This window comes from Arthrobacter sp. efr-133-TYG-118, from assembly GCF_030209755.1.
Taxonomy (GTDB): Bacteria; Actinomycetota; Actinomycetes; order Actinomycetales; family Micrococcaceae; genus Arthrobacter.
In genome coordinates this window covers 99,921-126,352 of record NZ_JARVRH010000018.1, presented here as the reverse complement: position 1 = coordinate 126,352, position 26,432 = coordinate 99,921, and the positions used below count along the sequence as shown (strand labels likewise).

28 protein-coding genes are annotated in these 26,432 nt (G+C 64.1%); 17 read left to right on the top strand and 11 right to left on the bottom strand.

Translation table 11 applies throughout. The annotated features are described in order from the left end of the window. Positions 1–16 precede the first annotated feature (16 nt). Positions 17–619 carry a TetR/AcrR family transcriptional regulator gene (locus QRN59_RS15615; RefSeq protein ID WP_284983403.1) on the top strand — a complete coding sequence of 201 codons (603 nt, stop codon included), beginning with the start codon at positions 17–19 and terminating at the stop codon, positions 617–619. A 186-nt stretch (positions 620–805) separates the two neighbouring features. On the opposite strand, the gene QRN59_RS15610 is transcribed toward QRN59_RS15615, so the two are convergent. Next, entirely contained in the window at positions 806–1,213 is a 408-nt protein-coding gene (locus QRN59_RS15610; RefSeq protein WP_234748807.1) for a VOC family protein, read from the bottom strand. Positions 1,214–1,423: 210 nt separating this feature from the next. On the opposite strand from QRN59_RS15610, the gene QRN59_RS15605 reads away from it, so the two are divergent. Next, positions 1,424–1,744: a GYD domain-containing protein gene (locus QRN59_RS15605; RefSeq protein WP_078107704.1), complete on the top strand. Its 321-nt coding sequence runs from the start codon at positions 1,424–1,426 to the stop codon at positions 1,742–1,744. Between the two features lie 164 nt (positions 1,745–1,908). On the opposite strand, the gene paaZ is transcribed toward QRN59_RS15605, so the two are convergent. Together paaZ and QRN59_RS15595 are read right to left on the bottom strand one after the other, a co-directional pair. Then, positions 1,909–4,011 (bottom strand): phenylacetic acid degradation bifunctional protein PaaZ, encoded by a 2,103-nt coding sequence (gene paaZ, locus QRN59_RS15600; RefSeq protein ID WP_284983402.1) that lies wholly within the window; start codon positions 4,009–4,011, stop codon positions 1,909–1,911. 263 nt (positions 4,012–4,274) lie between these two features. Continuing rightward, a complete protein-coding gene (locus tag QRN59_RS15595) occupies positions 4,275–5,000 on the bottom strand; it encodes a tyrosine-protein phosphatase (protein ID WP_284983401.1) in 726 nt (241 codons plus the stop codon). A 217-nt stretch (positions 5,001–5,217) separates the two neighbouring features. Here QRN59_RS15595 and QRN59_RS15590 point away from each other — a divergent pair, with 217 nt between their 5' ends. The 7 genes from QRN59_RS15590 (at position 5,218) to QRN59_RS15560 (ending at position 12,585) form a co-directional block, all read left to right on the top strand. Further along, complete coding sequence (locus QRN59_RS15590) at positions 5,218–6,231, top strand: LacI family DNA-binding transcriptional regulator (RefSeq protein ID WP_284983400.1); 1,014 nt, start codon at positions 5,218–5,220, stop codon at positions 6,229–6,231. Between the two features lie 160 nt (positions 6,232–6,391). Continuing rightward, positions 6,392–7,627, top strand: coding sequence for a sugar ABC transporter substrate-binding protein (locus tag QRN59_RS15585; RefSeq protein WP_284983399.1), 1,236 nt, complete (start codon positions 6,392–6,394; stop codon positions 7,625–7,627). A gap of 10 nt (positions 7,628–7,637) precedes the next feature. Beyond that, entirely contained in the window at positions 7,638–8,648 is a 1,011-nt protein-coding gene (locus QRN59_RS15580) for a carbohydrate ABC transporter permease (protein ID WP_284983398.1), read from the top strand. A 175-nt stretch (positions 8,649–8,823) separates the two neighbouring features. Continuing rightward, entirely contained in the window at positions 8,824–9,576 is a 753-nt protein-coding gene (locus QRN59_RS15575; protein WP_284983430.1) for a carbohydrate ABC transporter permease, read from the top strand. A gap of 93 nt (positions 9,577–9,669) precedes the next feature. Continuing rightward, positions 9,670–10,437 carry a ThuA domain-containing protein gene (locus tag QRN59_RS15570; RefSeq protein ID WP_284983397.1) on the top strand — a complete coding sequence of 256 codons (768 nt, stop codon included), beginning with the start codon at positions 9,670–9,672 and terminating at the stop codon, positions 10,435–10,437. Next, positions 10,434–11,567, top strand: coding sequence for a Gfo/Idh/MocA family protein (locus QRN59_RS15565; protein ID WP_284983396.1), 1,134 nt, complete (start codon positions 10,434–10,436; stop codon positions 11,565–11,567). Before QRN59_RS15570 ends, QRN59_RS15565 begins: the two co-directional genes overlap by 4 nt. A gap of 166 nt (positions 11,568–11,733) precedes the next feature. Further along, on the top strand, positions 11,734–12,585 hold the full coding sequence (locus QRN59_RS15560) for an SGNH/GDSL hydrolase family protein (protein WP_284983395.1): 852 nt from the start codon (positions 11,734–11,736) through the stop codon (positions 12,583–12,585). A 34-nt stretch (positions 12,586–12,619) separates the two neighbouring features. Here QRN59_RS15560 and QRN59_RS15555 read toward each other — a convergent pair whose 3' ends face one another. Then, the gene (locus QRN59_RS15555) at positions 12,620–13,213 is read right to left on the bottom strand and encodes a GNAT family N-acetyltransferase (protein ID WP_284983394.1); all 594 of its coding nucleotides are present in this window, start codon (positions 13,211–13,213) and stop codon (positions 12,620–12,622) included. A 146-nt stretch (positions 13,214–13,359) separates the two neighbouring features. Between QRN59_RS15555 and QRN59_RS15550 the strand changes: the two genes are divergently transcribed. Continuing rightward, the gene (locus QRN59_RS15550) at positions 13,360–14,304 is read left to right on the top strand and encodes an endonuclease domain-containing protein (RefSeq protein WP_284983393.1); all 945 of its coding nucleotides are present in this window, start codon (positions 13,360–13,362) and stop codon (positions 14,302–14,304) included. Between the two features lie 67 nt (positions 14,305–14,371). Here the strand turns inward: QRN59_RS15550 and QRN59_RS15545 are convergent, their stop codons facing one another. The 5 genes from QRN59_RS15545 to QRN59_RS15525 all read right to left on the bottom strand — a co-directional run bounded on the left by QRN59_RS15545 (position 14,372) and on the right by QRN59_RS15525 (position 18,497). Beyond that, positions 14,372–15,235, bottom strand: coding sequence for a 3-hydroxyacyl-CoA dehydrogenase family protein (locus QRN59_RS15545; RefSeq protein WP_284983392.1), 864 nt, complete (start codon positions 15,233–15,235; stop codon positions 14,372–14,374). After that, positions 15,232–16,023, bottom strand: coding sequence for an enoyl-CoA hydratase/isomerase family protein (locus QRN59_RS15540; protein ID WP_284983391.1), 792 nt, complete (start codon positions 16,021–16,023; stop codon positions 15,232–15,234). Before QRN59_RS15540 ends, QRN59_RS15545 begins: the two co-directional genes overlap by 4 nt. Next, complete coding sequence (locus QRN59_RS15535; RefSeq protein WP_284983390.1) at positions 16,023–17,246, bottom strand: thiolase family protein; 1,224 nt, start codon at positions 17,244–17,246, stop codon at positions 16,023–16,025. The genes QRN59_RS15540 and QRN59_RS15535 overlap by 1 nt, the downstream gene beginning before the upstream one ends. Before the next feature lie 133 nt (positions 17,247–17,379). Further along, positions 17,380–18,039: a pentapeptide repeat-containing protein gene (locus tag QRN59_RS15530; protein WP_284983389.1), complete on the bottom strand. Its 660-nt coding sequence runs from the start codon at positions 18,037–18,039 to the stop codon at positions 17,380–17,382. Continuing rightward, positions 18,039–18,497, bottom strand: coding sequence for an SRPBCC family protein (locus tag QRN59_RS15525; RefSeq protein ID WP_284983388.1), 459 nt, complete (start codon positions 18,495–18,497; stop codon positions 18,039–18,041). The genes QRN59_RS15530 and QRN59_RS15525 overlap by 1 nt, the downstream gene beginning before the upstream one ends. An 86-nt stretch (positions 18,498–18,583) precedes the next feature. On the opposite strand from QRN59_RS15525, the gene QRN59_RS15520 reads away from it, so the two are divergent. Beyond that, a complete protein-coding gene (locus QRN59_RS15520; RefSeq protein ID WP_284983387.1) occupies positions 18,584–19,309 on the top strand; it encodes a dienelactone hydrolase family protein in 726 nt (241 codons plus the stop codon). A 118-nt stretch (positions 19,310–19,427) separates the two neighbouring features. Here the strand turns inward: QRN59_RS15520 and QRN59_RS15515 are convergent, their stop codons facing one another. Further along, a complete protein-coding gene (locus tag QRN59_RS15515; RefSeq protein WP_284983386.1) occupies positions 19,428–20,906 on the bottom strand; it encodes an amino acid permease in 1,479 nt (492 codons plus the stop codon). 201 nt (positions 20,907–21,107) lie between these two features. Between QRN59_RS15515 and QRN59_RS15510 the strand changes: the two genes are divergently transcribed. The 5 genes from QRN59_RS15510 to QRN59_RS15490 all read left to right on the top strand — a co-directional run bounded on the left by QRN59_RS15510 (position 21,108) and on the right by QRN59_RS15490 (position 25,470). Continuing rightward, entirely contained in the window at positions 21,108–21,836 is a 729-nt protein-coding gene (locus QRN59_RS15510) for a CPBP family intramembrane glutamic endopeptidase (protein WP_284983385.1), read from the top strand. A gap of 136 nt (positions 21,837–21,972) precedes the next feature. After that, a complete protein-coding gene (locus QRN59_RS15505) occupies positions 21,973–22,410 on the top strand; it encodes a VOC family protein (protein ID WP_284983384.1) in 438 nt (145 codons plus the stop codon). A 21-nt stretch (positions 22,411–22,431) separates the two neighbouring features. Next, a complete protein-coding gene (locus QRN59_RS15500) occupies positions 22,432–23,385 on the top strand; it encodes a 1,4-dihydroxy-2-naphthoyl-CoA synthase (RefSeq protein WP_284983383.1) in 954 nt (317 codons plus the stop codon). Positions 23,386–23,394: 9 nt separating this feature from the next. Further along, entirely contained in the window at positions 23,395–24,528 is a 1,134-nt protein-coding gene (locus QRN59_RS15495) for an AMP-binding protein (protein WP_284983382.1), read from the top strand. Between the two features lie 60 nt (positions 24,529–24,588). After that, a complete protein-coding gene (locus QRN59_RS15490; protein WP_284983381.1) occupies positions 24,589–25,470 on the top strand; it encodes a 1,4-dihydroxy-2-naphthoate polyprenyltransferase in 882 nt (293 codons plus the stop codon). A 112-nt stretch (positions 25,471–25,582) separates the two neighbouring features. Here QRN59_RS15490 and QRN59_RS15485 read toward each other — a convergent pair whose 3' ends face one another. Continuing rightward, entirely contained in the window at positions 25,583–25,906 is a 324-nt protein-coding gene (locus tag QRN59_RS15485; protein WP_284983380.1) for a DUF4229 domain-containing protein, read from the bottom strand. Between the two features lie 81 nt (positions 25,907–25,987). Between QRN59_RS15485 and QRN59_RS15480 the strand changes: the two genes are divergently transcribed. Then, positions 25,988–26,365: a PLD nuclease N-terminal domain-containing protein gene (locus tag QRN59_RS15480; protein WP_284983379.1), complete on the top strand. Its 378-nt coding sequence runs from the start codon at positions 25,988–25,990 to the stop codon at positions 26,363–26,365. Positions 26,366–26,432: the final 67 nt, after the last annotated feature.

Below are 26,432 nucleotides of genomic sequence, written 5' to 3'. Positions count from 1 at the left end.
TGAGAAAATGGCCAGCATGCCTAGTGAAACAGCAACCAAGCGGGGACGCCCCGGATACGACCAGCAATCAGTGCTGCTCATCGCCGTCGACGTCTTCAACCGCCACGGTTACGACGCCACGTCCATGGGCATTCTGGCCGAAAACCTCGGGATCTCAAAGTCGGCCATCTACCACCATGTGCCGTCCAAGGGCGACCTCCTGAAGCTCGCCCTGGAGCACGCACTCGGTGGGCTCGAGGCCATCCTGGAACAGCCCGAGGCGCTGTCTGGTCCTGCTGATTCCCGGCTTGAGTTTGTCCTGCGGCAGACCATCGCCGTGCTGGTGGACCGGCTTCCGTTCGTCACGCTGCTCCTGCGGCTCCGCGGCAACACCGACATCGAGCGCGATGCCCTGGAACGTCGTCGTGCCTTCGACCACAAGGTGGCCGCGCTGATCTCGGCCGCCCGCGAAGAAGGCACCCTGCGCCAGGACATCGACCCCCGCACCGTGACCCGGCTCCTGTTCGGCACCATCAACTCGATCGTGGAGTGGTACAAACCGGGCGGCTCGCTCTCCCCGCAGCGCCTGGCCGACGACGTCATCACCATGGCGTTCGACGGCCTCCACGCATCGGCGTAGCCCCCGTTCTCCCCGCGACCTCTCCTTCCCCCCGATCCTTCCCCCCGATCCTTCCCCCAACGCCCGCTCACATATGGGCGCCTTTCCCCCAACGCCCGCTCACATATACGGCCAATTGACAGAACGCTCTCTCACTAATAAGTGAGAGAGCGTTCTGGGTGGTGTTCGCGAGTGCTTTTCAGCCGATCAAAGCTGGTATTCGGCCTGGATCCCCAGGCTTTCATGGACGCAGAGGATGTTGTTTTCCGTGTCCATGAACCATGCGCAACGGTCGGCGTCGGTGGTACAAATGTGGTGTTCTGTCTTGAGATCCGGGAGGTCGTAATCCCGGAATTCGACGCCGCTCGCCTCCATTTCGTCGACTGTCCGCTCGATATCACTGACTTCAAAGGAAAGGGCAGTGTGCGATGAGTGCATGCCGTCCTTGATGGGCATCAACTGCAGCATGGGACCGCCGTCGATGCCGAACAAATCATTTCCATCCCAGGTCATGCCGCGATGAGGTAGGCCGAGTTTCTCTGCGTAAAAGCTACGGGCTCGGGCTACGTCGTCGACGGGCAAGACGGTTGTGGCTGTCCTGAGTGCTAGGTTCATTTCGCCACCTCCTACGCAAAAAATCTTACGCCGGGCGGGATCGGAAAGATCTTGTGAGCGAGCGTTAGCCTAGACCGTTGTCAGGGCGACGACCTCGGCCTAATATGTGCACAGCCCCTCGCAGGGGAACAACTCCGGGACCTTTCCCTCAACGGGTGATGGGAGCACCTTAGGAGGCCCGAGTCCTGGACATCACGGGACGGGAAGACAATGACCAAATATCTATTCGAAGCAAACTACGTAGGCGACGGAATCAACGGGCTGTTGCGCGAGGGCGGCACCAAGCGCCGCGATGCTGTGGTCGATGCACTCAAATCCGTGGACGGATCGCTCGAATGTTTCTACTACGCTTTCGGCGAGACCGACGTCGTCGGGGTCTTCGAAATCCCGGACGCAGCTAGCGCTGCCGCCCTCTCACTCATGATCAATGCGACAGGCGCAGTGCGCCTGCATTTGAAGCCGCTCATGACGGTGGAGGATCTCGACGAAGCCGCCAAGAAGACGCCGGCATACCGCGCCCCCGGGCAATAGAACCAACCAGGGGGCCCGAGGGATTCACGCCAGCCCAGACACGGAACGCTCCCCATCGATGGGGAGCGTTCCGCGCATGCTGTACATAAGTGAGCGAGCGCCGGCAGGAAACCCGAGATAAGTGAGCGAGCGCCGGCAGGAAAGCCGAGATAAGTGAGCGAGCGTTACTTCTCAACGAGAGTCAGGACGTCGTAGGTGGCTACGATTTCGTCGTTCTGGTTGGTCAGCACGGCGTCCCAGGCTACTTCGCCGTATTCGTCGGTCTCGCGCGGCGTGATCTTCTTGGCAGTGAGCGTGATGCGGATCGAATCTCCTGCGGCCACGGGAGTGATGAAGCGCAGGTTCTCCAGGCCATAGTTGGCCAGGACGGGGCCCGGCGCGGGTTCCACGAACAGCCCCGCGGCCCAGCTGAGCAGCAGGTACCCGTGCGCCACGATTCCCGGGAAGAACGGGTTGGCTTCGGCCGCTTCCTGGTTGGTGTGAGCGTAGAAGGTGTCGCCGGTGGAGTTGGCGAAGGCAGTGATGTCTTCCAGGGTGACCTGCCGCAGTTCGGAGCGCACGGCGTCACCGATCCGCAGAGTCGCAAGCGACTTACGGAACGGGTGCGTTCCTTCCGTCTCCACCGTGAAGTTGCGGTCCGCGCCAGGGTGCCAGACGCCGGTCACGGCCGTGAGCATGTTCGGCGAGCCCTGGATGGCCGTGCGCTGCATGTGGTGCATGACGGAACGGATGCCGCCGAGCTCCTCGCCGCCACCGGCGCGGCCCGGCCCGCCGTGGACCAGGTGCGGCACGGGCGAACCATGCCCGGTTGACGACCGGGCGTCCTCGCGGTTGAGCATCAGGACGCGGCCGTGGTGCGCCGCGATTCCGGTCACCAACTCCCGGGCGACAGCAGGATCGTTGGTGCATACTGAGGCCACCAGGGAGCCGCCACCCCGGGCGGCGAGGCGGACGGCGTCGTCGAGGTCCGCATACCCGATCACGGACGATACCGGACCGAAGGCCTCGAGCGAGTGGACAGCTTCCGAGTCAACGTCAGCCCAGCTCAGGACGACGGGCGACATGAACGCGCCGTCCTCCACGACGCCCACGGTTCCGTCGAGCGAGGTGACCGACGGCGAATCGAGCGTTCCGTACGCAAGCTCGCCCCCGGCGTCGAGCATTGACTGCACTGCGGCGCGAACGTCGGCAAGCTGCTCGAGCGACGCGAGGGCGCCCATCGTGACGCCCCCTGCCCGGGGGTCGCCGACTACAACGCGCTCGTCGACGCGCGCGCCGATGGCGGAGACGACGTCGGACACCAGGGCCTGGGGCACGATGGTGCGGCGGATCGAGGTGCACTTCTGGCCGGCCTTGACGGTCATTTCGGTGACGACCGACTTGATGAAAGCGTCGAACTCGGGCGTGCCGGGCACCGCGTCGGGTCCGAGGATGGCAGCGTTGAGAGAGTCCGTTTCGGAGGTGAACCGGACGCCACCCTGTACGACGTTGACGTGGGATTTCAGCGAGTTCGCGGTGGAGGCGGAGCCGGTGAAGGCGAGAAGGTCGCGGTAGTCGAGGTGGTCCAGCAGGGTGCGGGCAGATCCCGAGATGAGCTGCAGCGAGCCTTCCGGAAGGATGCCCGACTCGACGATTGCCTTAACCACGACGGCGGCAACGTAGCCGGTCGGGGTGGCTGGCTTGACGATGGTGGGAACGCCGGCGATGAATGCGGGCGCGAACTTCTCGAGCATGCCCCACACGGGGAAGTTGAAGGCGTTGATCTGCGCCGCGACGCCTGGGATGCGGGTGTAGATGTGCTCGCCGGCGAAGGAACCGTCCTTGGACAGAACTTCCATGGGACCGTCCACCACAACCTGCGAGTTCGGCAGTTCGCGGCGGCCCTTGGAACCGAAAGTGAAGAGCACGCCGATGCCGCCGTCGATGTCCACCATCGAGTCGATCTTGGTGGCGCCGGTCTTGAAGGACGAAGTGTAGAACTCCTCGCGGCGTCCGTTCAGGTACTGGGCCAGTTCCTTGAGCTTGAGGGCGCGCTGGTGGAAGGTGAGCTTGCCGAGCTCGCGCTGGCCCACCGTGCGGCCGTAGTTCACGACGCCGGCAAGGTCCAGTCCGTCGGTGTTGACCGTTGCGAGGATCTCGCCTGTGCTGGCGTCGCGAACGGGAACGCCCGCGGAGGCGTCGGCGCGCGGGGTCCACCACTCGCCCTGGACGAAACTGGGCACGGTTTCAACGGTTGTGGCTTCCGGAGCGACTGCGGTACTGGTCATCGTCGACGGGTCCTTCCAAGGCACGGGCACGAAGTGGACTGAACGGCCGCAAATTACTGACCGGCCGTTCGGTAATATCCCCAGAATACATGAGAGCCCCGATCTGCACACTAGATGCTTCTTGGGACTGCGACCTTCCTGACCTTCTTTGACGCGTTTTGACGCCCCGGAGCTGCGACTCGCCGCGTCGCAAGCGCTTTCCGAAATCAAAGAAGGTCACGACGGCGCGTGGCTGGCTACCGGTTCTACCGCTTGTACCGCTTCTACCGCGCCGGAGCGTTGAGCTTGACACGAATGGCGGCAATGTCGGTCTCCGCCACCTCGTTCGTTCTCAGGAAGGCGGCCGTTTCCAAGGAATGCGCGAATTCCAACAGGCTCGCGCTGCGTGTTGCCAGCATGGCTTCGAGTGCGTCGTCCTCGAGAAAGGCATCATGGGCGTGCGGGGCGCGATGGTGGCGGTGGCGCTCGTTGATTCCTCGCATTCCCTGCTGGTAACCCTGTAAGATCTCCTCGTCGCTGGCTCCGGCCAGGTTCTGCAGCATCACGGCGATGATCCCTGCGCGGTCGCGCCCGGCCGCGCAGTGCACCACCACCCCGCCACGCGCTGCGGCTATGGCCTTGAAGACCGCGGTGAGTTTGTCCGGGAAGAGCCGCAGGTAGTCGGCATAGTGCGCGGGGTCTTTCAGGTACGGGCCAAAGACCTCGGTGAACTCTTTGTTCTCCGGGTCCTCGGTGGGGCAATGGACGATGTCGAAGCGCGCAGTCGCCTCCGCTGAAACCTCGGGATCGACCTCCCTGGGCTGCTGCTCGCGCAGGGTCCGCAGATCGATCACAGTGCGGATGCCGGCGTCGTACATTTGCTGCCAACCAGCCTCGGTGAGCCATTCCCGCCGACCCATCCGATATACGCCTCCGGCGATATGCCAGGCGTTCACCGCACCGTCCCAATGGACGCCCCGTTGCTTGGCCGCGGTTGAGATCCCATCCATACCGGACAGCTAACCACACGCCGACATAGGTGAGCGAGCGTCGGAAGAAGAGGCGACATAGGTGAGCGGGCGTCGGGAGAAAGAGCCGGGGGTCGGGGTCTTGCGCGCTTTACGTGACTTATGTCATACTTTTTTCGATACGCATCGACGATGCGTATCGACGACGCAGAACCACACATCACAGCAAGACCACTGGACCCGGCGAGGAGGCCTGGAAGTGCCCACCAGCAAGGATGTCGCCCAGGTGGCCGGGGTAGCCCAAAGCACGGTTTCATATGTGCTCAGCGGCAAGCGGCCCATTTCCGAGAAGACCCGGAAAAAGGTCGAGGCAGCCATTGACCAGCTGACGTACCAGCCCAATGCGGGCGCCAGAGCCTTGGCAAGCCGTAAGACCAGAGTCATCGGCCTGGTCATTCCGTTCATCCCGGAGCTGGAAATGGGATCGATCATGGAATTCGTCTCGGTCATTGCCAGCACGGCCCGGCAATTCGACCACGACATCCTCTTGGTCACCGACGACGAAGGCGCCGCCGGACTGCGCCGCGTGGTGGGGCAGCAGATCTGCGATGGCCTGATCCTCATGCAGGTTGAGGACGAGGACGAGCGCCTTCCCGTGGCCCGCAGCCTGAACGTCCCGGTGGTGCTGATCGGCATCCCCCGCGATCCGTCCGGGCTGGTCTGCATCGACGCCGACTTCGAGATGGCCGGTGAGCACTGCGTCCGGGATCTTGCAGCCGTCGGGCACTCCGTGATTTCCGTCATTGACTGGCAGCCCGCAGTGATGGACCGGCATGTGAACTACGTCGACCGGTTCTTGCACGGCACGGATGTCGCGGCCAAAGCCCTCGGCGTGACGGTGCTCCATCTTCCCGGCGGGACCGATCGCGCCACCATCTCCGAATCGGTCGACAAAGCCCTCGCCAGCACCACCGGCAAGCCAGCGTTCATCGCCCCCGATCGCACCATCCAGGACATTCTGCGCCGCATCTTGAGCAGCCGTGGCCTGACCCTGGGGCTGGACGTTTCCGTTATCGGAAGCGCCTCCCCCACCCTCGCCGAGCTCCAACCCATACCGCTTTCCACCATCGATCTGCGGCCGGCAGAAGTATCCCGGCGCGCAGTCAAAATCATGTGCCAACTCCTCGAAGCCGACTCCCAGGGACCACACGAATCCTTGGAGTTGGTGCCCACGGTCATCACACACCGTTGCAGCACCCTCCGTCCGCAGTAAACACCACCCCTGATTCGCCGCGCGAACCTTTCGTCTCAGCTCCAGATTCTTTCGCTTCAGCTCCAGATTCTTTCGTTCCAGCATCGTCGATACGCATCGATAATTCCCTTCCCATCAACAAACGCACCATTCCCTTCCTCCACCAACAAAGGAACAGACAATGAAGTCAGCTATCAGGACACGCCGCCCGCTCGCCCTGGCCGTGGCAGCTCTCGTCGGCCTCCCGCTCGCCATCTCGGGCTGCGGTACCACTGCCTCCGCCTCCTCCACGGATGCCGTGAAGGAAATCTCCGTGATGGACTACTACAACAATGAGCCGGACAAGTCCTTCATCGGCGACGCACTGACCGCCTGCGGCACCAAGGCCGGCGTGACGATCAAACGCGAGACCGTGCCGGGCAAGTCGCTGATCTCCAAGGTGCTCCAGCAGTCCTCTTCCAAGACGCTGCCGGATGTACTCATGCTCGACAATCCGGACCTGCAACAGATTGCCGCCACAGGAGCGCTGGCTCCGTTATCCGATTTCAACATCAGCACCGCCGATTTCGCGCCGGGGGTCCTGAGCGCCGGTACCTACAAGGACAAGGTGTACGGGCTCGCCCCCACGGTGAACACGATCGCGCTCTTCTACAACAAGGACATTCTGGCCAAGGCCGGAGTCACCCCGCCCACCACCTGGGACGAGCTGAAGGCTGCGGCCACCAAGCTCACCTCGGGCGAGCAGTATGGCCTGGCTTTCAACGCCAACCCCACCTATGAGGGCACGTGGCAGTTCCTTCCGGTCATGTGGTCCAACGGAGGCGACGAGAAGAACATCGACACCCCCGAGACCGCCCAGGCCCTCCAACTCTGGACCGACCTCGTCAAGGATGGATCCGTGTCCTCTTCGGCGCTGAACTGGACGCAAGCAGACGTCAAGGACCAGTTCATGGCAGGCAAGGCAGCCATGATGGTCAACGGCCCCTGGCAGATCCCGGCGCTCGACAAGAAGACCACGCTGCAGTACGGCGTCGTGAAGATTCCGGTCCGTGACGCCAGCCAGACAGCCGTTGCCCCGCTGGGCGGCGAAGTGTGGACCGTTCCGCAGACAGGCAACAAGGCCCACCAGGCCAAGGCCGCAGAAGTGGTGGCCTGCATGAACAGCGACGAAAACCAGCTGGCCATGGCCAAGGTCCGCAACACCATCCCGTCCAAGACCTCGCTCGCCGCGAAGTTCGCCACCGACAACCCCAAGCTCGCCACCTTCACCGATCTCATCAAGACCGCCCGGGCCCGCACCGGTGAACTCGGAGAAGGATGGCCGGCACAAGCGACCAAGATCTACACCGCCATCCAGACCGCGCTGACGGGCAAGGCCTCCCCGGCCGACGCCCTCAAGCAAGCCCAAGGCCAGTAAGCAGCTGGACATGTCCCTCACAACTGATTTGTCGCAGGCCAAGTCGCGCGCCAACCAGCGCGCCAAAGCGCGCGCAAAATCCGGGTCGGACAACGCCCAGGCCCGGGAAACAAGCCCGTCACCGCGCAGGCGCAGCCGCAAACGCCGCGAGCGCCTTTTCCAGTGGCTGTTCCTGGTTCCTGCCGTGACCTACATGGCACTGCTCTTCGGCTACCCCGTGGTCAAGAACATCGTGATGAGCTTCCAGGACTACACCACAGCCACGTTCTTCACTGGCGAGGCCCCCTGGGTGGGGTTGGCGAACTACGCGAAGGTGCTGTCGTCGTCGTTGTTTTCAACGTCTTTGGTGAACACCGCCCTGTTCACCCTGGGATCCATACTGGGCCAATTCGTGATCGGGCTGGCGCTGGCAATCTTCTTCCAGCGCAAGTTCCCGCTCAACGGAATACTGCGCTCGCTGCTCCTGCTCCCCTGGTTGCTGCCGCTCATCGTGTCCAGTGCCGTGTGGAGATGGATCCTGGACAAGGACAGCGGAGCCTTGAACCGCTTCCTCGGCGAATTGCACATCGTGAATACGGGCGTACCGTGGCTCACCAGCACGTCCCTCGCGCTGATCGCCGTGGTGGGAGTGAACATCTGGATCGGCATCCCGTTCAATCTGACCATTCTCTACGGCGGCCTCCAGGAAATTCCGGATGAGCTCTATGAGGCCGGTTCCCTCGATGGCGCCACTGGCTGGAAGGCGTTCCGGCACATCACCTGGCCGATGCTGCGTCCTGTGGTGAGCGTGGTCCTGGTGCTCGGCGTCGTCTACACCCTGAAGGTGCTGGACATCATCCTGGGCCTGACCAACGGCGGCCCCGCGAATTCGACCCAGACCATCGCCACCCAGTCTTACGATCTGTCCTTCCACGAATTCAAATTCGGCGAGGGCGCCGCGCTGGGCAACGTCCTGGTAGTCATTTCGCTGGTCTTCGCGGTCCTTTACTTGCGTGCCAGCCGGCGGTCAGTCGATGAGTGAGGAAACCATGACGACGACGAAAATCACCGTCCGCCGTTCGGCGCCGGGTCGCAGTGGAACCGGACGCGCCCGCAAAGGTAGCGCACGCAAAGGCTCCGGACCCGAGCGCGCCGCGAACGGGCCCGGGCGCAAACAGTGGGGCTACACCGTCCTGGCCATCTTTTTCCTGGCCATCATGCTGTTCCCCGTCTACTGGATGATCAACGCTTCTCTGCAGCCCAACGGCACCACGTTGGAAACCTCGTGGCTGCCGCTCAAGCCGGACTTCTCGGGGTACGCCACGGCCATCAGCGAGCAGGGCGGGAACCTGGTCACCAGCCTGGTGATCTCGCTGGGCAGCGTGGTACTCAGCCTGGCCATCGCGGCACCGGCGGCCTATGCCCTGGCCTATTTCAAGGTCAAGGGCGCTGGCGTGGTCCTCTTCGCGATCCTGATCAGCCAGATGATCCCCGGGATCGTGGTGGCCAACGCGCTGTACACGGCCTACAACGATCTTGGCCTGCTCAACTCCATCCCGGGCCTGATCCTGGCAGATTCCGCCCATGGCATCCCGTTCGCGATCCTCATCATCAGGGCCTTCATGAACGGCATGCCGGCGTCTGTCATCGAGGCGGCACGGGTGGACGGTGCCGGGCATTTGAGGGCGTTTTGGTCCATCGTGGTGCCGCTGAGCAGGAACTCGCTTATCACCGCGGGGCTCTTCACTTTCCTGTTCACCTGGAGCGACTTCCTGTTCGCCCTGACCCTGACCACCACAGAGGCGGTGCGGCCCGTGACCCTGGGAATTTTCCAGTACATCGGTGCCTACGTGAACGACTGGAGCTCCGTCATGGCGACGGCGGTCCTCGCCTCCATCCCCGCCATCATCCTGTTGGTCGCGGCGCAGAAGTACATCGCTGCGGGCACGGCCAGTGGAGCTGTCAAATAGCGGCCGTCAAATAGCGGCGGTCAAATGGCAGCGCACCGCCGTCGGGCACTAACCGCTAAACCAAACTCATCAACAAGCTTCAAGGAGAAACCCATGTCCGAACCAATCCGCGTCACCGTGTGGAGCGAAAACCGGCACGAAAAGCGCGACGAACTGGTGGCCCGCCTCTACCCCGAGGGCATGCACGGAGCCGTGAAGGCCAGCATCGAGGAGAACCTCGGCGCCAAGGCCAGCGTCCGCACCGCCACCCTGGACGAGCCCGAGCATGGCCTCACCGAGGAAGTCCTCGCCAACACGGACGTCCTCACGTGGTGGGGGCACATGTCCCACGGTGATGTGGACGACGAGATCGTCGAGCGCGTGCACCGCCACGTCCTGTCCGGCATGGGCCTGATCGTGCTGCACTCCGGGCACTGGTCGAAGATCTTCACCAAGCTCATGGGCACTTCGTGCACATTGCGCTGGCGCAGTGAGCAGGACCGCGAACTGGTCTGGACCGTGGACCCCACCCACCCCATCGCGAAAGGCGTGCCCCACCCCATCGTGATCGATCAGCAGGAAATGTACGGCGAATTCTTCGACATCCCCACGCCCGAGGAGCTCGTGTTCATCAGTTCCTTCAGCGGCGGCGAAGTCTTCCGCTCGGGATGCACCTTCCGCCGCGGCCACGGCAAGATCTTCTTCTTCAGCCCCGGGGACCAGGACTACCCGGTCTACCACCACAAGGATGTCCGCCGGGTCATCTCCAACGCCGTCGAATGGGCAGTGACCGATCGGCCGGCGCGCGCCTACCCCGAACTGCTGCGCTATGAGACCAACGATTTCTTCAACGGCAAGAGCTACCAGGGAGCCAACGCATGAGTACCCCTTTCGCCACCATTCCCGACGACGGCACTCCCCTTCGCGTCGTCGTCGTCGGCGCCGGGGGCATGGGCCGCGCGTGGCTTCGGACAGTGCAGGAGTCGTCGCTCGTGGAACTCGCGGGCATCGTTGACCTGGATCTGGACGCCGCCCGCGCCGGCGCGGCCGCTACCGGGCGTCCCGATCTGCCGGTGGGCACCGGGACCGCGCAGTTGGCGTCCGACGTCGGCGCCCAGGCGGTCATCAATGTCACCGTTCCGGTAGCCCACCATCCGGTGACCACCGAGGCGCTGGCGGCAGGGTTCCCGGTGCTTGGCGAAAAGCCCGTGGCCGCGACGGTGGCCCAAGGGCTCTCGCTGGCCGCGGCGTCGGAGCATAGCGGCGAGTTGTTCATGGTCAGCCAGTCGCGCAGGTACAACCGCCACCTGTTCGAGGCCAAACGGCTCGCCTCGGCGCTCGGCACTGTGGGCATCCTGTCGGCGGAGTTCTTCAAGGCCCCGCATTTCGGGGGCTTCCGGGATGCCATGGACCACCCGCTGCTGTTGGACATGGCCATCCATCAGTTCGACATGGCCCGGTTCCTGCTCGACGCGGACCCCGTCTCGGTGTTCTGCGAGGAATACAACCCGTCCTGGAGCTGGTACCGCGGCGATGCAGGGGCCACCGCCATCTTCGAAATGACCGGTGGGGAACGCTTCGTGTTCACCGGGAGCTGGTGCAGCCCGGGCCAGGAGACCTCGTGGAACGCCGCGTGGCGGATCAGCGGCGAACACGGCACGGTCCTATGGGACGGCGACAGCGATCCTGCGTCCTCGTTGCTCGCTGATTCGGGCCCGGGCGGCGAGGATCCCGGGCAGGAGATCGCCGGCTCATTGCGTGACTTCGTGATGGCCTTGCGCACGGGGAGCACTCCCATGGGCCAGGTCCACCAGAACATCATGAGCCTTGCCATGGTGGAAGCGGCCATGCTCAGCGCTTCCACCGGCACCCGGATCTCGATGGACGCCCTCCTCAAGGAATCCTATGGACAGGCCGTCCTCACGGAACACGACCCGGACGTGCTGGAGGTCCTCAAGTCCTGGACCTCGGTCCGCAGCGCCCTGGCTCTTCCTGCCCGCCAACCCAACTGACTGACAATTGTTGTCGTTTCGAGCCCTCATAACGACAACAACTGTCAGCTAGTTGGGGTTCCGTGGTCGTGGGCGCGCTACTCGCGTAGTCTGGCCGCAAGACTGCCGGGCAGGGATGGCCCGCGCCGCCAAGCGGCACTGCAGATCGACACGAGGGGAATCAATCATGCAAGCAGCTAATTCGCGACGCCGGTATGGCCGCCTGGTGGGCGCCGTCGCCGCCGTCGTACTCCTGGCAGGATTCGGAAGTGGACCTGCCCAGGCGAATCCGGTCACAACGAAACCGGCCGATGTCTATGTGGCCTTGGGCGATTCCTATGCCGCCGGCACGGGCGGCAGCACTCCGGCTCCGGCCTCATTGCCGGGCTGCCATCAGAGCCTGGACAGTTACGCAGCCCTTTTGGGCGGGCTGAACCTTGGCTGCTTCGGCGCCACGTCGCTTGCCGTCAAGGCAGGTCTGGACAAGCTGTCCCCCAACGACCCTGTCGCGATGGCCCTGGGGTCCGCTACCGAAGTCTCGGTCACAGTGGGCGGCAACGACGTCGGCACGGGAGCCGTGGCGGTCGCCTGCACCAGTGCCGATGCCCTGGCGTGCGCTTCGGCCGTGCAGAATGTGGCGAACGCCCTGCCCGCGCTACCCGCCAACATCGTGGCCATGGTCCAGTCCATCCGGCAGAAGGCACCCCACGCCGAGATCGTGCTGACCGGCTACCCGCGCTTGTTCACCATCGGCCCCATGATGCCTTCCTCTCAGAAACAGTTGGCCACCACCTTGAACGGAATGGCTGACCAATTGAATGCGACCATCTCCGGCGCCGCCTCCGCCGCAGGTGTTGGCTACGTGAGCGTGACGGAGCGGTTCACCGGGCACGGCATCGGTTCCAACAATCCGTGGATCAACTACACCCAGCCATCGCCCCTGGACCCGCCAGAGCTCGCTTTGGAGAACTTCCATCCCAACGACGCCGGGTACTCCCAGGGTTACCGTACGGCCGTCAACAGCGCGCTCAAGAAGTAACGGGCGCGAGGCGCGGCGCAGGGCCGGGGCGCGTTCAGGGCCGCTTCGCGAGCCTGAACTCGAGGCCGGTGCGGACCGCGGGCCACTCGTGTTCGAGGATGGAGAACACCACGGTGTCGCGGAGCACTCCGTCCAAAGTTCGCGAGTGGTTCCGGAGGACGCCGTCCTGCTTGGCGCCCAAACGGGCGATGGCCTCGCGGGACTGGTGGTTGAGCCAGTGCGTACGGAATTCGACGGCAGGGCAGCCAAGGGTTTCGAAAGCGTGGCGAAGGAGCAGCAGCTTGGAATCGGGATTGCTCCCGCTGCCGTGTGCCGAGGCGGCGTTCCACGTGGACCCGATCTCGACGCGCGGGGTAGCGGCGTCGATGTTCATGTAGGTGGTCATGCCGATCAACTTGCCGGTCGCCTTCAACCGGGTGGCGAACGGCAGCATGGATCCTTGCTCCTGCAGCCCGAGCCGGCGGTCGATCTCCGCGCCCATGCCCTCCGGCGTCGGGACTGAGGTGTACCAGAGTTTCCACAATTCGCCGTCTTTGGCGGCATCCACCAAGCCGTCGTGGTGCTCGGGGCTGAGTGGTTCCAGGGTTACGAAGCGACCCTCCAGGGTCACGGGTGCAATGAGAGTCACCCAGCCAGCCTAACCGACCCAACTAGCTCGCATTTGTTGTCGTTATGGGGCTTGAAAACGACAACAAATGCGAGTCAGTTGGGGTTCCTGGGCGGTTGCCTGTGGATAACTCAAAATGGCGTTTCAGGATTTGCAACGATAGGGCGATGAGGACCCCGCAACCCTTGCCGGCGCTGCTGGCGTGTGCCCCGTTCACCTTTCAAGAAGCGGTCGACGCCGGTGTGAGCCTCCGGCAGTTGCGGCACCGATCGCTGCCCTCGCCAAGCCGGGGCATCAGGGTTCCGGACCAGGCATTGGTCCAAGGGCAGCCGACGGACGTCAGTTTCGTCCGGCCTTTCACGGCGGTGACCGAGTTCTCGGCTGCGTCGCACGCCACGGCCTTCGGTCTGTGGTCATTCCCGGGGTTCCTGCCAGGCAGCAATGACACGCGCATCCACATTTCGCGTCCGGACACCATGGCCATTCCTCGACGAACCGGAGTGGTTGGGCATGTGGGGCAGTTCTTCGACGACGAAATCACCAGTCTTGACGGTCTTCTGGTCACTACGCGCACCCGGACCTGGCTTGATGTGTCCAGGAAGATGGGTGTTGACGAACTGACCGTCGTCGCCGACCATCTGGTGCGGATCCCCCGGCCGGAATTTGAAGGCCGGACAGAGCCGTACGCAACATTGGAACAACTGGCCGAAATGCTGGACCGGCACAAAGGAACTCCCGGGATCCGCAAGGCGCGCCTGGCCCTCGAACAGGCGCGGATCGGCTCAGACTCGGCGCCCGAAACGCGGCTCCGGCTGGCCCTCGAAAACGCCGGACTGCCCGAACCCCAACTGAACGTAGCCACTGAGCTAGGTGCCGGCGTCGTACGTCAACCGGATCTGGCCTATCCGGAACACCGTGTGGCGGTCGAATACGACGGCGAACCGCATTCCGAGCCGGCCCAGATAGTCCGGGACATCGCCCGAGAAGAGGATTTCGCCCGTGCGGGCTGGCACTTGGTGAGGATCTCCAAACGGCACATGGAGAACGATGCACGGTCCGCCGTCGCGAAAGTCCGTGCCGTGCTTTTGGACCGAGGCTGGACCCCCAACTAGCTCGCATTTGTTGTCGTTATGGGGCTTGAAAACGACAACAAATGCGAGTCAGTTGGGCCAACAGAGGCTACTCAGTCCAGTCGAAGAATCCCTTGCCGGTCTTGCGTCCCAGCTCGCCGCGAGCAACCTTGTCGCGCAGGATCTGCGGCGGGGCGAAGCGCTCCCCCAGCGTCGAATGCAGGTACTCGGCGATGCCGAGGCGCACGTCCAGGCCCACGATGTCCGTGGTCTTGAGCGGTCCCGTGGGGTGCTTGTAGCCGAGCACCATGGCGGCGTCGATGTCCTCCGCGGAGGCCACGCCTTCTTCCACCATGCGCATCGCCTCAAGTGCGATCGCGACGCCCAGCCGGGACGAGGCAAAGCCGGGCGCATCATTGACGACGACGGCGGTCTTGCCGAGTGCCTCGGTCCAGCTTTTCGCCGTGGCGGCGAGCTCCGGCGAAGTCTCCTTGGCCAGGACCACCTCGATGAGCGTTGAAGCCGGGACCGGGTTGAAGAAGTGCAGGCCCACGAAATTGGCGGGCCGCCGGAGCTGCGAAGCGAGGCCGGTCACGGAGAGCGACGAGGTGTTGGAGGCGAGGAAGGCGTCAGCGGAGAGGTGCTCCTCCACAGCCTTGAGGGCCGCAACCTTGAGTTCGTAGTCTTCGGGCACGGCTTCGACCACGAGCCCGCAATGGACGAAGGAGTCATAGTCGGTGGAGGTGCTGAATCGAGACAGGGCCTCTTGAGCGGTTTCCGTCAGTGTGCCTCGGGCGGCGGACTTGGCCACAGCCTCGGCAACGCGACCCTGCGCTCCAGCGGCGGATTCGTGGTCGCGCTCGACGACGATCACGGTAGCGCCCTTGATCAGGAAAGCATGGGCGATCCCGGCGCCCATGCGGCCACCGCCGAGGACACCGACAACATGCGGGATGGCGGGCGTTGCTGTCATTTTCGGGTCCTGTCTGGGTTGTCGCTGGATTGCTTAGCGCTCTTTTTGTCCAGGAACGCCTGCATGCGGTCGAACTTGGCTTGCGATTCGAAAAGCATGCCCTGGGCCAGGGTGTCGATCACGGGGTGAGCTTCGGCCGGAGCGTGGAACACGGACTTGGTGATCCGCACGGCCAAGGGGTCTTGCCGGCCGATCCGGTCAGCGAGGTTGTGGGCCGCTTCCATCAGCACTGGGGCTTCATGGATCTGGGTGATGAGATTGATGCGGAGGGCTTCCTCGGCGCGGAGGACGGCGCCCGCCAAGAGGATCTCCTTGGCGATCGGCTCCCCCACGAGTTCCTTGAGTCGCCACGTGGCGCCGGCCGCGGCCATGATGCCCAGTCCGGTTTCCGGGTTGCCGATGCGCAGGCCGGGCGTACCGATGCGGAAGTCCGCGGCGTAGGCGAGTTCGGCACCGCCGCCTAGGCAATAGCCGTCCAGGGCCGCGATGACGGGCATGGGCAGCTTCGCAATCCGCACGAAGATGGTGGAGTTGATGCCGCGCAAGGCGTCGTCGCGGCGGCGTTCCCTCAGCTGGCCGATGTCTGCGCCCGATGCAAAGACGCCTTCGACGCCGGCAATGATCAGGATTTTGGGCTCGCGTTCAAGGTAATCGCACACCTGATGGAGTTCGTCCACCATCTGCTGGTCGATCGCGTTGCGGACCTCGGGCCGGTTCAGGAGGACAATGACGCGGTCCTCGCGGTCCTCGATGAGCAACGTTGCGAATTCCTCGGGGTTCAACGCCATTACATGCCTTCCAGGAGAATGGCGGCGCCCTGCCCGACGCCGATGCACATCGTCGCGAGGCCGATCTTCCGGTCGGCGGTGCCCAGCTCACGTTCCATGCGGCCCAGCAAGGTGATCGCGATACGTGAGCCGCTGGAACCGAGCGGATGCCCCAGGGAGATCGCACCGCCGTCGAGGTTCACGATGTCAGGATCCAGGCCCAGACGCCGCATGCTCGCGAGCGATTGTGTCGCGAACGCTTCATTGAGTTCGACGGCGCCAAGGTCGCCGACCGTGAGTCTGGAACGGCCCAGGATCTTCTGGGTGGCCGGAACAGGGCCGATGCCCATGATTTCCGGTTCACAGCCCGCCGAGCCGCCGTCGATGATGCGGGCCCGCGGGGTGAGGCCGAACCTTTCGATGGCAGCCTCGGACGCGACGATGATGGCTGACGCGCCGTCGTTGAGCGAGGAGGAGTTTCCCGCCGTGACAACCGAGCCGCCGGGAACCACTGGACGGAGCCCGGCGAGGACCTCCATGGTGGTTCCCTCGCGCGGGCCTTCGTCGGTGTCCACCACGGTTTCGCCCTTGCGGGTCTTCACGGTGACCGGCACGATCTCTTCTTTGAAGCGACCGCCGGCGATGGCAGCAAGCGCGCGCTCGTGCGAGCGTACGGCGAAGGCATCGGCGTCCTCGCGGGAGATGCCGTCCAGGCGGGCAACTTCCTCAGCAGTTTCAGGCATGGAATACGTCATCTTGCCGCCGCGGGACAGCTCGCCCTTGCTGAAAAGGGGGTTGGCGAAGCGCCAGCCGATGGACGTGTCGAAGATCTGGCCAGGCTTGGCGAAGGCCGTGGAGGGCTTCTCCTGCACCCACGGGGCCCGGCTCATCGACTCGGCGCCGCCTGCCACCACGATGTCCGCCGCACCGGCCTTGATCATGTGGCTGGCCATGATGATGGCGCTCATGCCGGAGGCACACAGGCGGTTAACCGTAATGCCGGGGATATGGATGGGAAGTCCCGCCAGGAGGGTGGCCATGCGGGCAACATTGCGGTTTTCCTCGCCGGCGCCGTTGGCGTTGCCCAGGATGACTTCATCGATCGCGTCGGGGTCGACGCCGGCACGGGCCACGGCTTCGCGGACCACGAGGGCTGCCAGGTCATCGGGCCGGACCGCGGAAAGCGCGCCGCCGTAACGGCCTACAGGGGTGCGGGCACCGCCAACAAGAAAAGCCTCGACCATGAGAACATCCTTCGCGAAGGGAGCGGGGCCGGTGAATAATTTACCGACCGTTCGTTCTATAAAGATTACACGGCGCCGCCCCGCGGTCAACCGTCACGTCGTCAACCGTCACCTCGCGACCCCGTTGCTCCACTCAGATCACCCGGATACCCAGGTGTCCGGCCAAAAGGGGTGCCAACAGGCTGAGCTGGTAATCGTCAATGACCACGCCGGACAAGCCGCCAAGTCCATTGATCATCCGGAAGTCCGAGCCACGCAGGTCCACATCCTTGAGCTTGGCCCCTGTGACATCCAGCGTCCCGATGGTGCAGTCTTTGAGCACCACCCGCGTCGCGGTGCAAGCCGCGAGGTCGAGCTCGTTGATGATGCAGCCCGTGATCACCACATCCGTGAGCTTGGATCCACGCAGGTTCAGGAAGTCCAGCTTGCCGCCGTCGATCTTCACCGAATGCCAGGCGCCCTCGTACATCTCCGCTGAACCCCAACGAGGGTTGCTGATCTCCACTTCACGCCACGAAGTGCGCGCAGCCGTAAATACCGGCGCGTAGGGCTCATTCAGGATGCAATCCCGGAAGGTCGCGCCACGCAGTTGGGCTTCGTTGAAGGAGACTCCGTTGAATTCACACTCGATGAAGTCCGCTCCACTCAGCTCCGCTCCGTCAGCCACGGCACGGGTGAGGCGGACGCCGTCGTACCGCTCGCCGCGCTGGAAGTCCGGCGCGGGATCGTCGCGGAGCTCGTCAAGCCTGATCGGGGAAATCCGGGGTGCCGTCACCTTGGCGACCGCAGCCATCAGAGCGCCTCCGCTTTCGCCGCGATGTCGGCGAGATCCTTCGCGAGCGCCTTGCGAGTGACACTCATCCCAAGCTTTCCGAACGCGGCCATCATGACCTTGCCGAAGAAAGTCGGCTTGAGGACCTCGGCGCCGAAGAACAACGCAAGTTCGGTCCCGCCGTCGCGCTCTTCCAGGGTGAAGCGGGTGGTGTAGTCCGCACCGCCCTGCCGTGCAGTGACCGTGGTGCCGCGCGGAGGATCGCACTGGGAAACGTGCATTTCCACGGTTTCCTCCCTGCCCATCATGGCGCGGGTTTCCTTCCAACGCGTGCCCTCACCATAAGGTCCCTCGCTGAGCATCTGAATGGCTTTGACACCAGACAGGGTCTTGGCCGAGCCGGGAATGTCGGAGATCACGGCCCAGACTTTCTCCCGGGAGGCGTTGACGTGCTGGCTGAGCGTGGTGCTGTGGTCCATGCATCGAGCCTATCGGCGACCGCCGACAAAAACAGCTGACAAAAACAGCCGACAAGACACTTGCGCGGTCTGGCAGGATTGCATCCATGGTGCACATCGACTTGAGCGAGGAAAGCGTCGCGGCCGGAGGCTCGCGGACCCTGCAGGGTTACCTTGCCGAGCCCGACGGCGAGGGGCCGTTTCCCGGCGTCGTACTTATCCATGAAGCCTTTGGGCTCGACGACATGATGCGCCGCCACGCCGACCGGCTCGCCGCGGCGGGCTACCTGACTCTCGCCGTCGACCTCTATAGCGACGGCGGCGCGAGGCGCTGCCTCGTGGCGACGATGCGCTCCCTTGTGTCGGGCACGGGCCGGGCATTCACGGATGTGTCCACGGCACGCTCCTGGCTCCGCAGCGATGCCCGGTGCACAGGAAAGGTGGGGGTCATCGGATTCTGCATGGGCGGCGCCTTCGCCCTGCTCGCGGCCCACGACGACTTCGACGCGGCCTCCGTGAACTACGGCCGGCTGCCCCGGCACCTGGAGCAGGCTTTGGAGGGAGCATGCCCCGTGGTGGCCAACTACGGAGGCAAGGACCGGACGATGCCGGGAGCCGCCGCGAAGTTGGAGGCTGTGTTGACGAACCTCGGGATCGAGCACGACGTCAAGGAATTCCCGACGGCGGGCCACGCCTTCATGAACGACGTTCCGGTCGGGCCCCGGCCACTGCGGCCTTTGATGCGGGTTATGGGCATCAAGCCGGATCCGGCGGCAGCTCCGGAAGCCTGGCAGCGGATCGAGGACCACTTCGCGAAGTACCTGAGGGACTAGGGCCTGAACAGAGTACGACGGCAGGCGCCCCCGGAGCGGGAGGCGCCCGCCGTCGTCGGTGGGCCCACGCCGGCGAGGGCCCCGACCTGAGCTTGCGAAGGTTGGGAGCCGGTGGGGACTAGCTAAACAGCTCGCTCTTCGGCTCGTTGTTCTTGACCTTCTGCCAGCCCAGCCACAGCACGAGGGCGAAGAACGGGATGGTCGCCAGGGTCCAGAGGCCCAGGAGGAACACCTCGCCCGTGGCCTTGTCCGTCATGGTGTCCATGCCGATCAGCACGGTGATGGCCAACAGGGCGATCAGGCCAACCCAGCTGGTCCACGGTGAACCCGGCATCGGCAGGCTGGAAACGTTGCCCTTCTTCTTGCGCAGGGCGATCTGGCTGGCGAAAATCGAGCCCCACGTGAAGATCACGCCGATCGAGGCTGTGTTCAGCGCGAGGTCGAAGGCGTGCGAACCGCCCAACCAGATGTTGAGCAGGATGCCCACGAGGTACACGGCGCCGATTGCCAGGATGGCTGCGTACGGCACGTGGCGGGTGGACATCTTGGTGAGCCACTTGGGGGCATGTCCATTGTTGGCCATGGTGCGGAAGATGCGGCCGATCGAGTACAGGCCCGAGTTGCACGAGGACAGCGCAGCGGTGATGACGATCATGTTCATGACGTCACCCATCCACGGCAAGCCCATCTGGCCGAAGACCGTGACGAACGGGGAGGTGCCCGCGTGGTACTGGTCGGAGGGCAGGAGCATCGCCAGCAGGGTGACGGAACCGACGTAGAAAACCACAATGCGGATCACGACGGCGCGGATCGCCTTGGGCACTTCGCGTTCCGGGTTCTGCATCTCGCCAGCGGTAATGCCGACCAGTTCGATGGCGTTGTAAGCGAAGATCACGGCGTTCAGGACCAGGATCATCACCAGGCCGCCCTTGGGGAACATGCCGCCGTCGGCAGCGAAGAGGTTCCCCACCGAAGCGTGGCCAGTGCCGACCTGCGCGTTCGTGACCACCATGAAGGTGCCCACGGCCAGGAAGATCAGGATCGCGGCGACCTTGAGGCAGGAAGCCCAGAATTCGAACTCGCCGAAGGCCTTGACGCTGAACAGGTTCACGGCAACCAGCAGCACCAGCGCGGCGATGGCGGACAGTTCAACGGGAACGTTCGGGAAGAAGAACTGGAAGTACAGGCCGATGGCAATGAGTTCGGCGATACCCGTCATGGCCCAGTTGATGAAGTACATCCAACCGGAGAGGAAGGCACCCTTTTTGCCGAACATTTCACCGGCGTAGCTGACAAAAGAGCCGGAGGTCTGGCGATACATGATCAGTTCGCCGAGGGCCCGCATCAGCAGGTAGGCGATGACGCCGGCAATGGCGTAGGAGAAAATGAGGGCCGGGCCGGTGGAAGCCAGGCGTCCACCCGCGCCCATGAAGAGGCCGACGCCGATCGCCCCGCCCATCGCGATCATCGTGACGTGGCGGCGGCTCAGGGTCTTCTGGTAGCCCTCGGCACTGAGGTTTTCGGAAGTTGTAGCGGTACTGGGCGCAGCCAGGGTTCCCGGCTCACGCTGAAGGTCGGTTGTGGTTTTTTGAGGCACAGCTGTTCCTTGTGGGTTGAGGAGATACCGGCCCTAGCTTCACGCGCATCGGCACGAGCAATTCGAGCATTCACCCTGTTGGCGAGTCGAATCAATAGCGAAAACACGGAAGCGTCGAAGGTAAATCCGGCAAAACCATCCTACCCGGTGATTTCGGCGGAGCGTGACGCGGGCAACAAACAGGGGCGTTACGCTGGACGTATGGGCACCATTCCGCCGGCCGGCAGGCTATACCGTTTCACGGGCTTGGACGCTGCGGCTTTCGGACTCTATGTGTCATTAGCGGCCGTTCTGAGCCTCGCCACCGCGCCGGTGACGAGTTTCGTGCAGCAGGTCTTCCCCGACCCCGCCACCGCCGTCTTCGCCATCAACCTCGCTTTCTACGCTTCGGTGGGCATGTTTGCGGCTGCGGCTGCGTGGCGCGTCATAGCCCGCGACCTCCTGATCCTCGCGACTCGTCCGTGGTTCACGCTTGCCATGATCCCGCTGTCCATCGTGGCGATGCTGGTGATCACCGCCATTCTGGTGACAGTTACCGGCTCGGCCAAGGAATCGCAGAACCAACTGGGCCTGCAGTCCTTGGTGTTGCAACTGCCGGCTTGGTTCGTGGTGCCTTTGCTGGTGGTGTTGGGTCCCTTCGTGGAGGAATACCTCTTCCGGCACCTGCTCATCGGTAAGTTGTCCCGCCGCGTCAATATTTGGCTCTGTAGCGTCCTGTCCGTGCTTTGCTTCGCGGCCATCCACGTCGTGGGGCGTGAAGGCCTGGTACTTCCCGCCCTGGCCCCGTACCTCGGAATGGGCGTCGTCCTGGTGGCCGTCTACGTCTGGACGGGCAAGAACGTGATGTTCTCCTACTTTGTTCACGCCGCCAAGAACCTGTTGGCCGTCGTGCTGATCTACGCGATCCCCCCGCAACTCCTGGGCGGCTAACCAACCCAACTAGCTCGCAGTAGATGTCGTTTTCAGGCCTCTAAACGACAACAAATGCGAGCTAGTTGGGAAACCCGGACCGGAACTGTCCGCTAGGCACTTCCCCGGCCAAGCGCCGTCGTCGTAGGTTCAGTCCATGGCACTGAACTTTCAGGTAGTGATCGACTGCAAGAATCCGCACGTCCTGGCCGATTGGTGGGCCGAGACGCTCGACTGGATTGTGGAGCCCCAGGACGAGGCCTTCATCCGGTCCATGGTCGATCAAGGCTTCGCCACGGAGGCTGAAACGACCACCCACGACGGCAAGCTGGTGTGGAAGGACGGCGCAGCCATTGGCCCGGCGGAAGACCAAGACAAGGACACCCGCCGCCGCTTCCTGTTCCAGACCGTTCCGGAGGACAAGACCGTCAAGAACCGTGTCCACTGGGACGTGCGCCTCAACGGGCAGGACAAGGACGAAGTGCGCGCCGCGCTGGAAGCACGGGGCGCGAAATACCTCTGGACAGCCAAACAAGGGCCACACGAATGGCACACCATGGCGGATCCGGAAGGCAACGAGTTCTGCATCAGCTGAGGGGATTACTAGACTCTGAGGGTGAGCAACGACTTCCCCGCCAAGGTATCCGACGTCTTTGACCCGTCGCGCTGGCGCACCGTGTCCGGTTTCGACGATTTCCAGGACATGACCTACCATCGGCAGGTCGAGCGGGACGCCGACGGAAAGGTGGCACGGGACCTTCCCACGGTGCGGATCGCCTTCAACCGCCCGGAGGTCCGCAACGCCTTCCGCCCCGGCACCGTTGACGAGCTCTACCGTGCCATGGACCACGCCCGGATGACTCCGGATGTCGCCACAGTCCTCCTCACCGGGAACGGCCCCTCCCCCAAGGACGGCGGCCACTCCTTCTGTTCCGGCGGGGACCAGCGGATCCGCGGCCGAGACGGGTACCGGTACGCAGACGGCGAGACGCAGGAGAGCATCGATCCCGCCCGCGCCGGCCGCCTGCACATCCTGGAAGTCCAGCGCCTCATGCGGACCATGCCCAAGGTGGTCATCGCCGTCGTCAACGGCTGGGCCGCCGGTGGCGGGCACTCGCTTCACGTCGTCTCGGACCTCACCATCGCCTCCCGCGAGCACGGCAAGTTCAAGCAAACCGACGCCACCGTGGGAAGTTTCGACGCCGGTTACGGCTCGGCGCTGCTCGCCCGCCAGATCGGGCAGAAAGCCGCCCGCGAGATCTTTTTCCTGGCACGTGAGTATTCCGCCGAGGACATGGTGCGCATGGGTGCCGTCAACGAAGCCGTGGACCACGAGCGCCTTGAGGAGGTAGCCCTGGAGTATGCCGCGGACATCGCACGCCAATCCCCGCAGGCCCTCCGCATGCTCAAGTTCGCCTTCAACCTCGCCGACGACGGCCTGGCCGGCCAGCAGGTCTTCGCCGGGGAGGCCACGCGCCTGGCCTATATGACGGACGAAGCCGTCGAGGGCAAGGAAGCCTTCCTCGAGAAGCGCGATCCGGACTGGTCCAACTTCCCTTACTACTTCTAGGACTCGCCCGTGAACATCGATCCCGTTCTCAAAGCCCTGGCCGCCGCCCTCCACGACGAGGGACCCGCCGTCGAAATCGTCATCCTGGAAGACGGCACCCCTGCGGCGGTGCCGGTTGAAACACCGGGCTTCGAGGACGCCGCAGTAGTGGTCCGCACTTCCGGTTCCACCGGCACGCCCAAGGCCACGGTGCTTACGGTCGACGAGCTCGCTGCTTCTTCGATGGCCACGGCCATCGCGCTCCGGGGCGAGGGACAGTGGCTCCTTGCCCTGCCGCTGCAATACGTTGCCGGGGTGCAGGTGCTGGTCCGCTCGCTCTTCGCCGGCACGCGTCCGTGGGCCATGGACCTCTCGAACGGCTTCACTCCGGAGGCTTTCACCGCCGCCGCCGAAGAGCTGACGGACACCATCCGCTTCACCTCCTTGGTACCGACGCAGCTGCAGCGGCTCCTGGACTCGCCCTCGCCGCGGACCCTTGCGGTGCTTCGCCGCTTCAACGCCATCCTCCTGGGCGGTGCGCCCGCGCGCGCCGCACTGCTGGACGCCGCCAGGGAGGCCGGGCTGAAGGTAGTGACCACCTATGGCTCGGCTGAGACGTGCGGCGGTTGCGTGTACGACGGAAGCCCGCTTGACGGCGTCAGGGTCATGCTCGACGACGACGGCCTGGTCCTCCTGGGCGGCGACACCGTGGCTTCCGGTTACCTGGACGCGCCCGAGGCGACTGCCGAGGCGTTTTTCGAGGAGGACGGCACCCGCTGGTACCGCACCAACGATCTCGGCGAGCTCGCCCCCGACGGCACGCTTACCGTGCTGGGCCGCGCCGACGACGTCATCATCACTGGCGGCGTCAAAGCCTCCGCCGCGTTCATCCAGGCGGAGCTTGAAAAGTTCGACGGCGTCACGGCGGCTTTCGTGGCCGGCGTGCCTTCCCGTGAGTGGGGCCAGGCGGTGGCCGCCTATGTTGCCGTCGAGGACAGCTCCCCGGAAAGCATCGCGGACTACAAGGCCCACTGCCAGGAATCGCTTGGGAACCTCGCTCCGAAAACGGTGCTCACGACGGATGGTCTCATCTTGCTCCCCAATGGAAAGCCGGACCGGTTGGCGATGATCGAGCTTCTCACCGAGGTGCATCAGGGAGAATAGACACGTCCTCCCTGACCGTCATTTGCCTTCCGCAACGCGAAACAACACGAGGTACTGAACGTGGCAACTGCTGCACAATGGATTCAAGGCGCCCGCCTGCGCACCCTGCCGGCAGCAATCGCGCCGGTGCTGATCGGCACCGCGGCTGCCTACGAGCTGCAATCTTTCCGGCTCTTGAATGCCATCCTCGCCGCCCTCGTGGCGCTGCTGCTGCAGATCGGGGTCAATTACGCCAACGACTACTCGGACGGCATCCGCGGCACCGACGAGGACCGCGTGGGTCCGCTCCGGCTGGTCGGATCCGGGGCGGCACGCCCGGACCATGTCAAGTGGGCCGCCTTCGGTGCGTTCGGCTTGGCCATGATTTTCGGCCTGGTCCTGGTGATCATTACCCAGAGCTGGTGGCTGATCCTGGTGGGCCTCGGCTGCGTCCTCGCTGCCTGGGGGTACACCGGCGGCAAGAACCCGTACGGCTACCTGGGCCTTGGCGACCTCTTCGTGTTTGTCTTCTTCGGCCTGGTGGCAACGCTGGGCACCACCTATACGCAGGCCGGGCAAGTGAGCCTTCCGGCCGTCATCGGCGCCATAGGCACGGGATTGATCGCCTGTGCCCTGCTGATGGCCAACAATGTGCGGGACATCCCGACGGACATGGTGGCAGGCAAGCGGACACTGGCCGTGCGGCTGGGCGACCGCCACGCCCGCGAGAGCTACGTCCTGATGCTGGCAGTCGCGATCCTGTTGGTCGTGGTGCTCGCGCCTACCAAGCCCTGGATGCTGATAGTCCTCCTGCTGATCCCCGCCTGCCTCATGCCGGCCTGGCTCATGGTCAACGGCCGGAAGCGCAAGAGCCTCATCCCGGTGCTCAAGCAGACCGGATTGATCAACCTTGGCTACAGCGTGCTGTTCTCGCTGGGCCTCATCCTGAGCCACGGCTTCTAACCCTCGCTCACATGACGTGAGCGAGGGTTCGCCGAAAACACCTCAAAAGTGAGCGGGCGTCCTTCCCCCCGAACCCCCGCTCACATATAGCCCGGTTTCCCCGAACCCCCGCTCAGTTGTGGGGCTTCTGGGATTCCTTGGGGCGTCGGTCGTTCTCGACCTTTACCGCCGGGTTTTCATCGACCAGCCGGTCCTCGATCGAGGCATCTTCAATCTCCAACGCAGAGCGGATGGGCTTGGCCCGCCCGGAGAAACGTTCGTGCATGGCGGCAGTGGCGGCGTCGCGCTGCTTCTGGAAGAACAGGTAGCTGATGGCGAACGCGATGAGGCCCGCGAAAATCGCCGCCAGGAACAAACCCGTCTGCAGGAGGGCGAAGAGGACGAAGAGCGGTACAAAGATCGCAAGGCGGATCAGGGAGTATTTGAGGAAAGCCACGGATCAAGTTTAGCCTCACAGCCTGATTGCACCCTGATCGCACAGCTATCGTTGGACCCGGCGGCGACTAGACTTGACGGTATGCTCCGCGTTGTTGCAGTTGTCGCCGTCCTTCTCGTGTTCGTCTATGGGCTGGTGGACGTCATCCGCACCGACCGCCGCTCTACCCGGGGAATTTCCAAAACCGCGTGGATTGTCGTCATGATCCTTCTGCCGGTTCTCGGCGCGGTCCTCTGGTTCCTCATCGGCCGTCCCTACAACATCCGCCCCACCCCGCAGCCCGCGAGCCACCCCACCGCCCCCGACGACGACCCCGACTTTCTCCGCAACCTCGAGGTCCGCCGTCGCAACCAGGCCGAAGCCGAACGGCTGAAGAAACTCAAGGCCGAACTCGAAGCCAAGGAACGCAAGCTCAAGGGCGAATCCAAGGCCGACGACAGCGGCGACGTCAACAGCTGACGTTCCCTTCCTGACCTCTTTTGAACCAAGAACGACGGCGACACGCCCGCAAGTGCGGAGTGTCGCC

Excerpts from the sequence above, each read along its gene's own strand:
- QRN59_RS15560 (WP_284983395.1), top strand. The coding sequence starts at position 11,734 with ATGCAAGCAGCTAATTCGCGACGCCGGTATGGCCGCCTGGTGGGCGCC.
- QRN59_RS15570 (WP_284983397.1), top strand. The coding sequence starts at position 9,670 with ATGTCCGAACCAATCCGCGTCACCGTGTGGAGCGAAAACCGGCACGAA.
- QRN59_RS15615 (WP_284983403.1), top strand. The coding sequence starts at position 17 with ATGCCTAGTGAAACAGCAACCAAGCGGGGACGCCCCGGATACGACCAG.
- QRN59_RS15525 (WP_284983388.1), bottom strand. The coding sequence starts at position 18,497 with ATGGACCACAGCACCACGCTCAGCCAGCACGTCAACGCCTCCCGGGAG.
- QRN59_RS15565 (WP_284983396.1), top strand. The coding sequence starts at position 10,434 with ATGAGTACCCCTTTCGCCACCATTCCCGACGACGGCACTCCCCTTCGC.
- QRN59_RS15585 (WP_284983399.1), top strand. The coding sequence starts at position 6,392 with ATGAAGTCAGCTATCAGGACACGCCGCCCGCTCGCCCTGGCCGTGGCA.
- paaZ (WP_284983402.1), bottom strand. The coding sequence starts at position 4,011 with ATGACCAGTACCGCAGTCGCTCCGGAAGCCACAACCGTTGAAACCGTG.
- QRN59_RS15540 (WP_284983391.1), bottom strand. The coding sequence starts at position 16,023 with ATGGCGTTGAACCCCGAGGAATTCGCAACGTTGCTCATCGAGGACCGC.
- QRN59_RS15505 (WP_284983384.1), top strand. The coding sequence starts at position 21,973 with ATGGCACTGAACTTTCAGGTAGTGATCGACTGCAAGAATCCGCACGTC.
- QRN59_RS15545 (WP_284983392.1), bottom strand. The coding sequence starts at position 15,235 with ATGACAGCAACGCCCGCCATCCCGCATGTTGTCGGTGTCCTCGGCGGT.
- QRN59_RS15510 (WP_284983385.1), top strand. The coding sequence starts at position 21,108 with ATGGGCACCATTCCGCCGGCCGGCAGGCTATACCGTTTCACGGGCTTG.
- QRN59_RS15535 (WP_284983390.1), bottom strand. The coding sequence starts at position 17,246 with ATGGTCGAGGCTTTTCTTGTTGGCGGTGCCCGCACCCCTGTAGGCCGT.
- QRN59_RS15610 (WP_234748807.1), bottom strand. The coding sequence starts at position 1,213 with ATGAACCTAGCACTCAGGACAGCCACAACCGTCTTGCCCGTCGACGAC.
- QRN59_RS15575 (WP_284983430.1), top strand. The coding sequence starts at position 8,824 with ATGCTGTTCCCCGTCTACTGGATGATCAACGCTTCTCTGCAGCCCAAC.
- QRN59_RS15595 (WP_284983401.1), bottom strand. The coding sequence starts at position 5,000 with ATGGATGGGATCTCAACCGCGGCCAAGCAACGGGGCGTCCATTGGGAC.
- QRN59_RS15580 (WP_284983398.1), top strand. The coding sequence starts at position 7,638 with ATGTCCCTCACAACTGATTTGTCGCAGGCCAAGTCGCGCGCCAACCAG.
- QRN59_RS15480 (WP_284983379.1), top strand. The coding sequence starts at position 25,988 with ATGCTCCGCGTTGTTGCAGTTGTCGCCGTCCTTCTCGTGTTCGTCTAT.
- QRN59_RS15520 (WP_284983387.1), top strand. The coding sequence starts at position 18,584 with ATGGTGCACATCGACTTGAGCGAGGAAAGCGTCGCGGCCGGAGGCTCG.
- QRN59_RS15550 (WP_284983393.1), top strand. The coding sequence starts at position 13,360 with ATGAGGACCCCGCAACCCTTGCCGGCGCTGCTGGCGTGTGCCCCGTTC.
- QRN59_RS15605 (WP_078107704.1), top strand. The coding sequence starts at position 1,424 with ATGACCAAATATCTATTCGAAGCAAACTACGTAGGCGACGGAATCAAC.
- QRN59_RS15530 (WP_284983389.1), bottom strand. The coding sequence starts at position 18,039 with ATGGCTGCGGTCGCCAAGGTGACGGCACCCCGGATTTCCCCGATCAGG.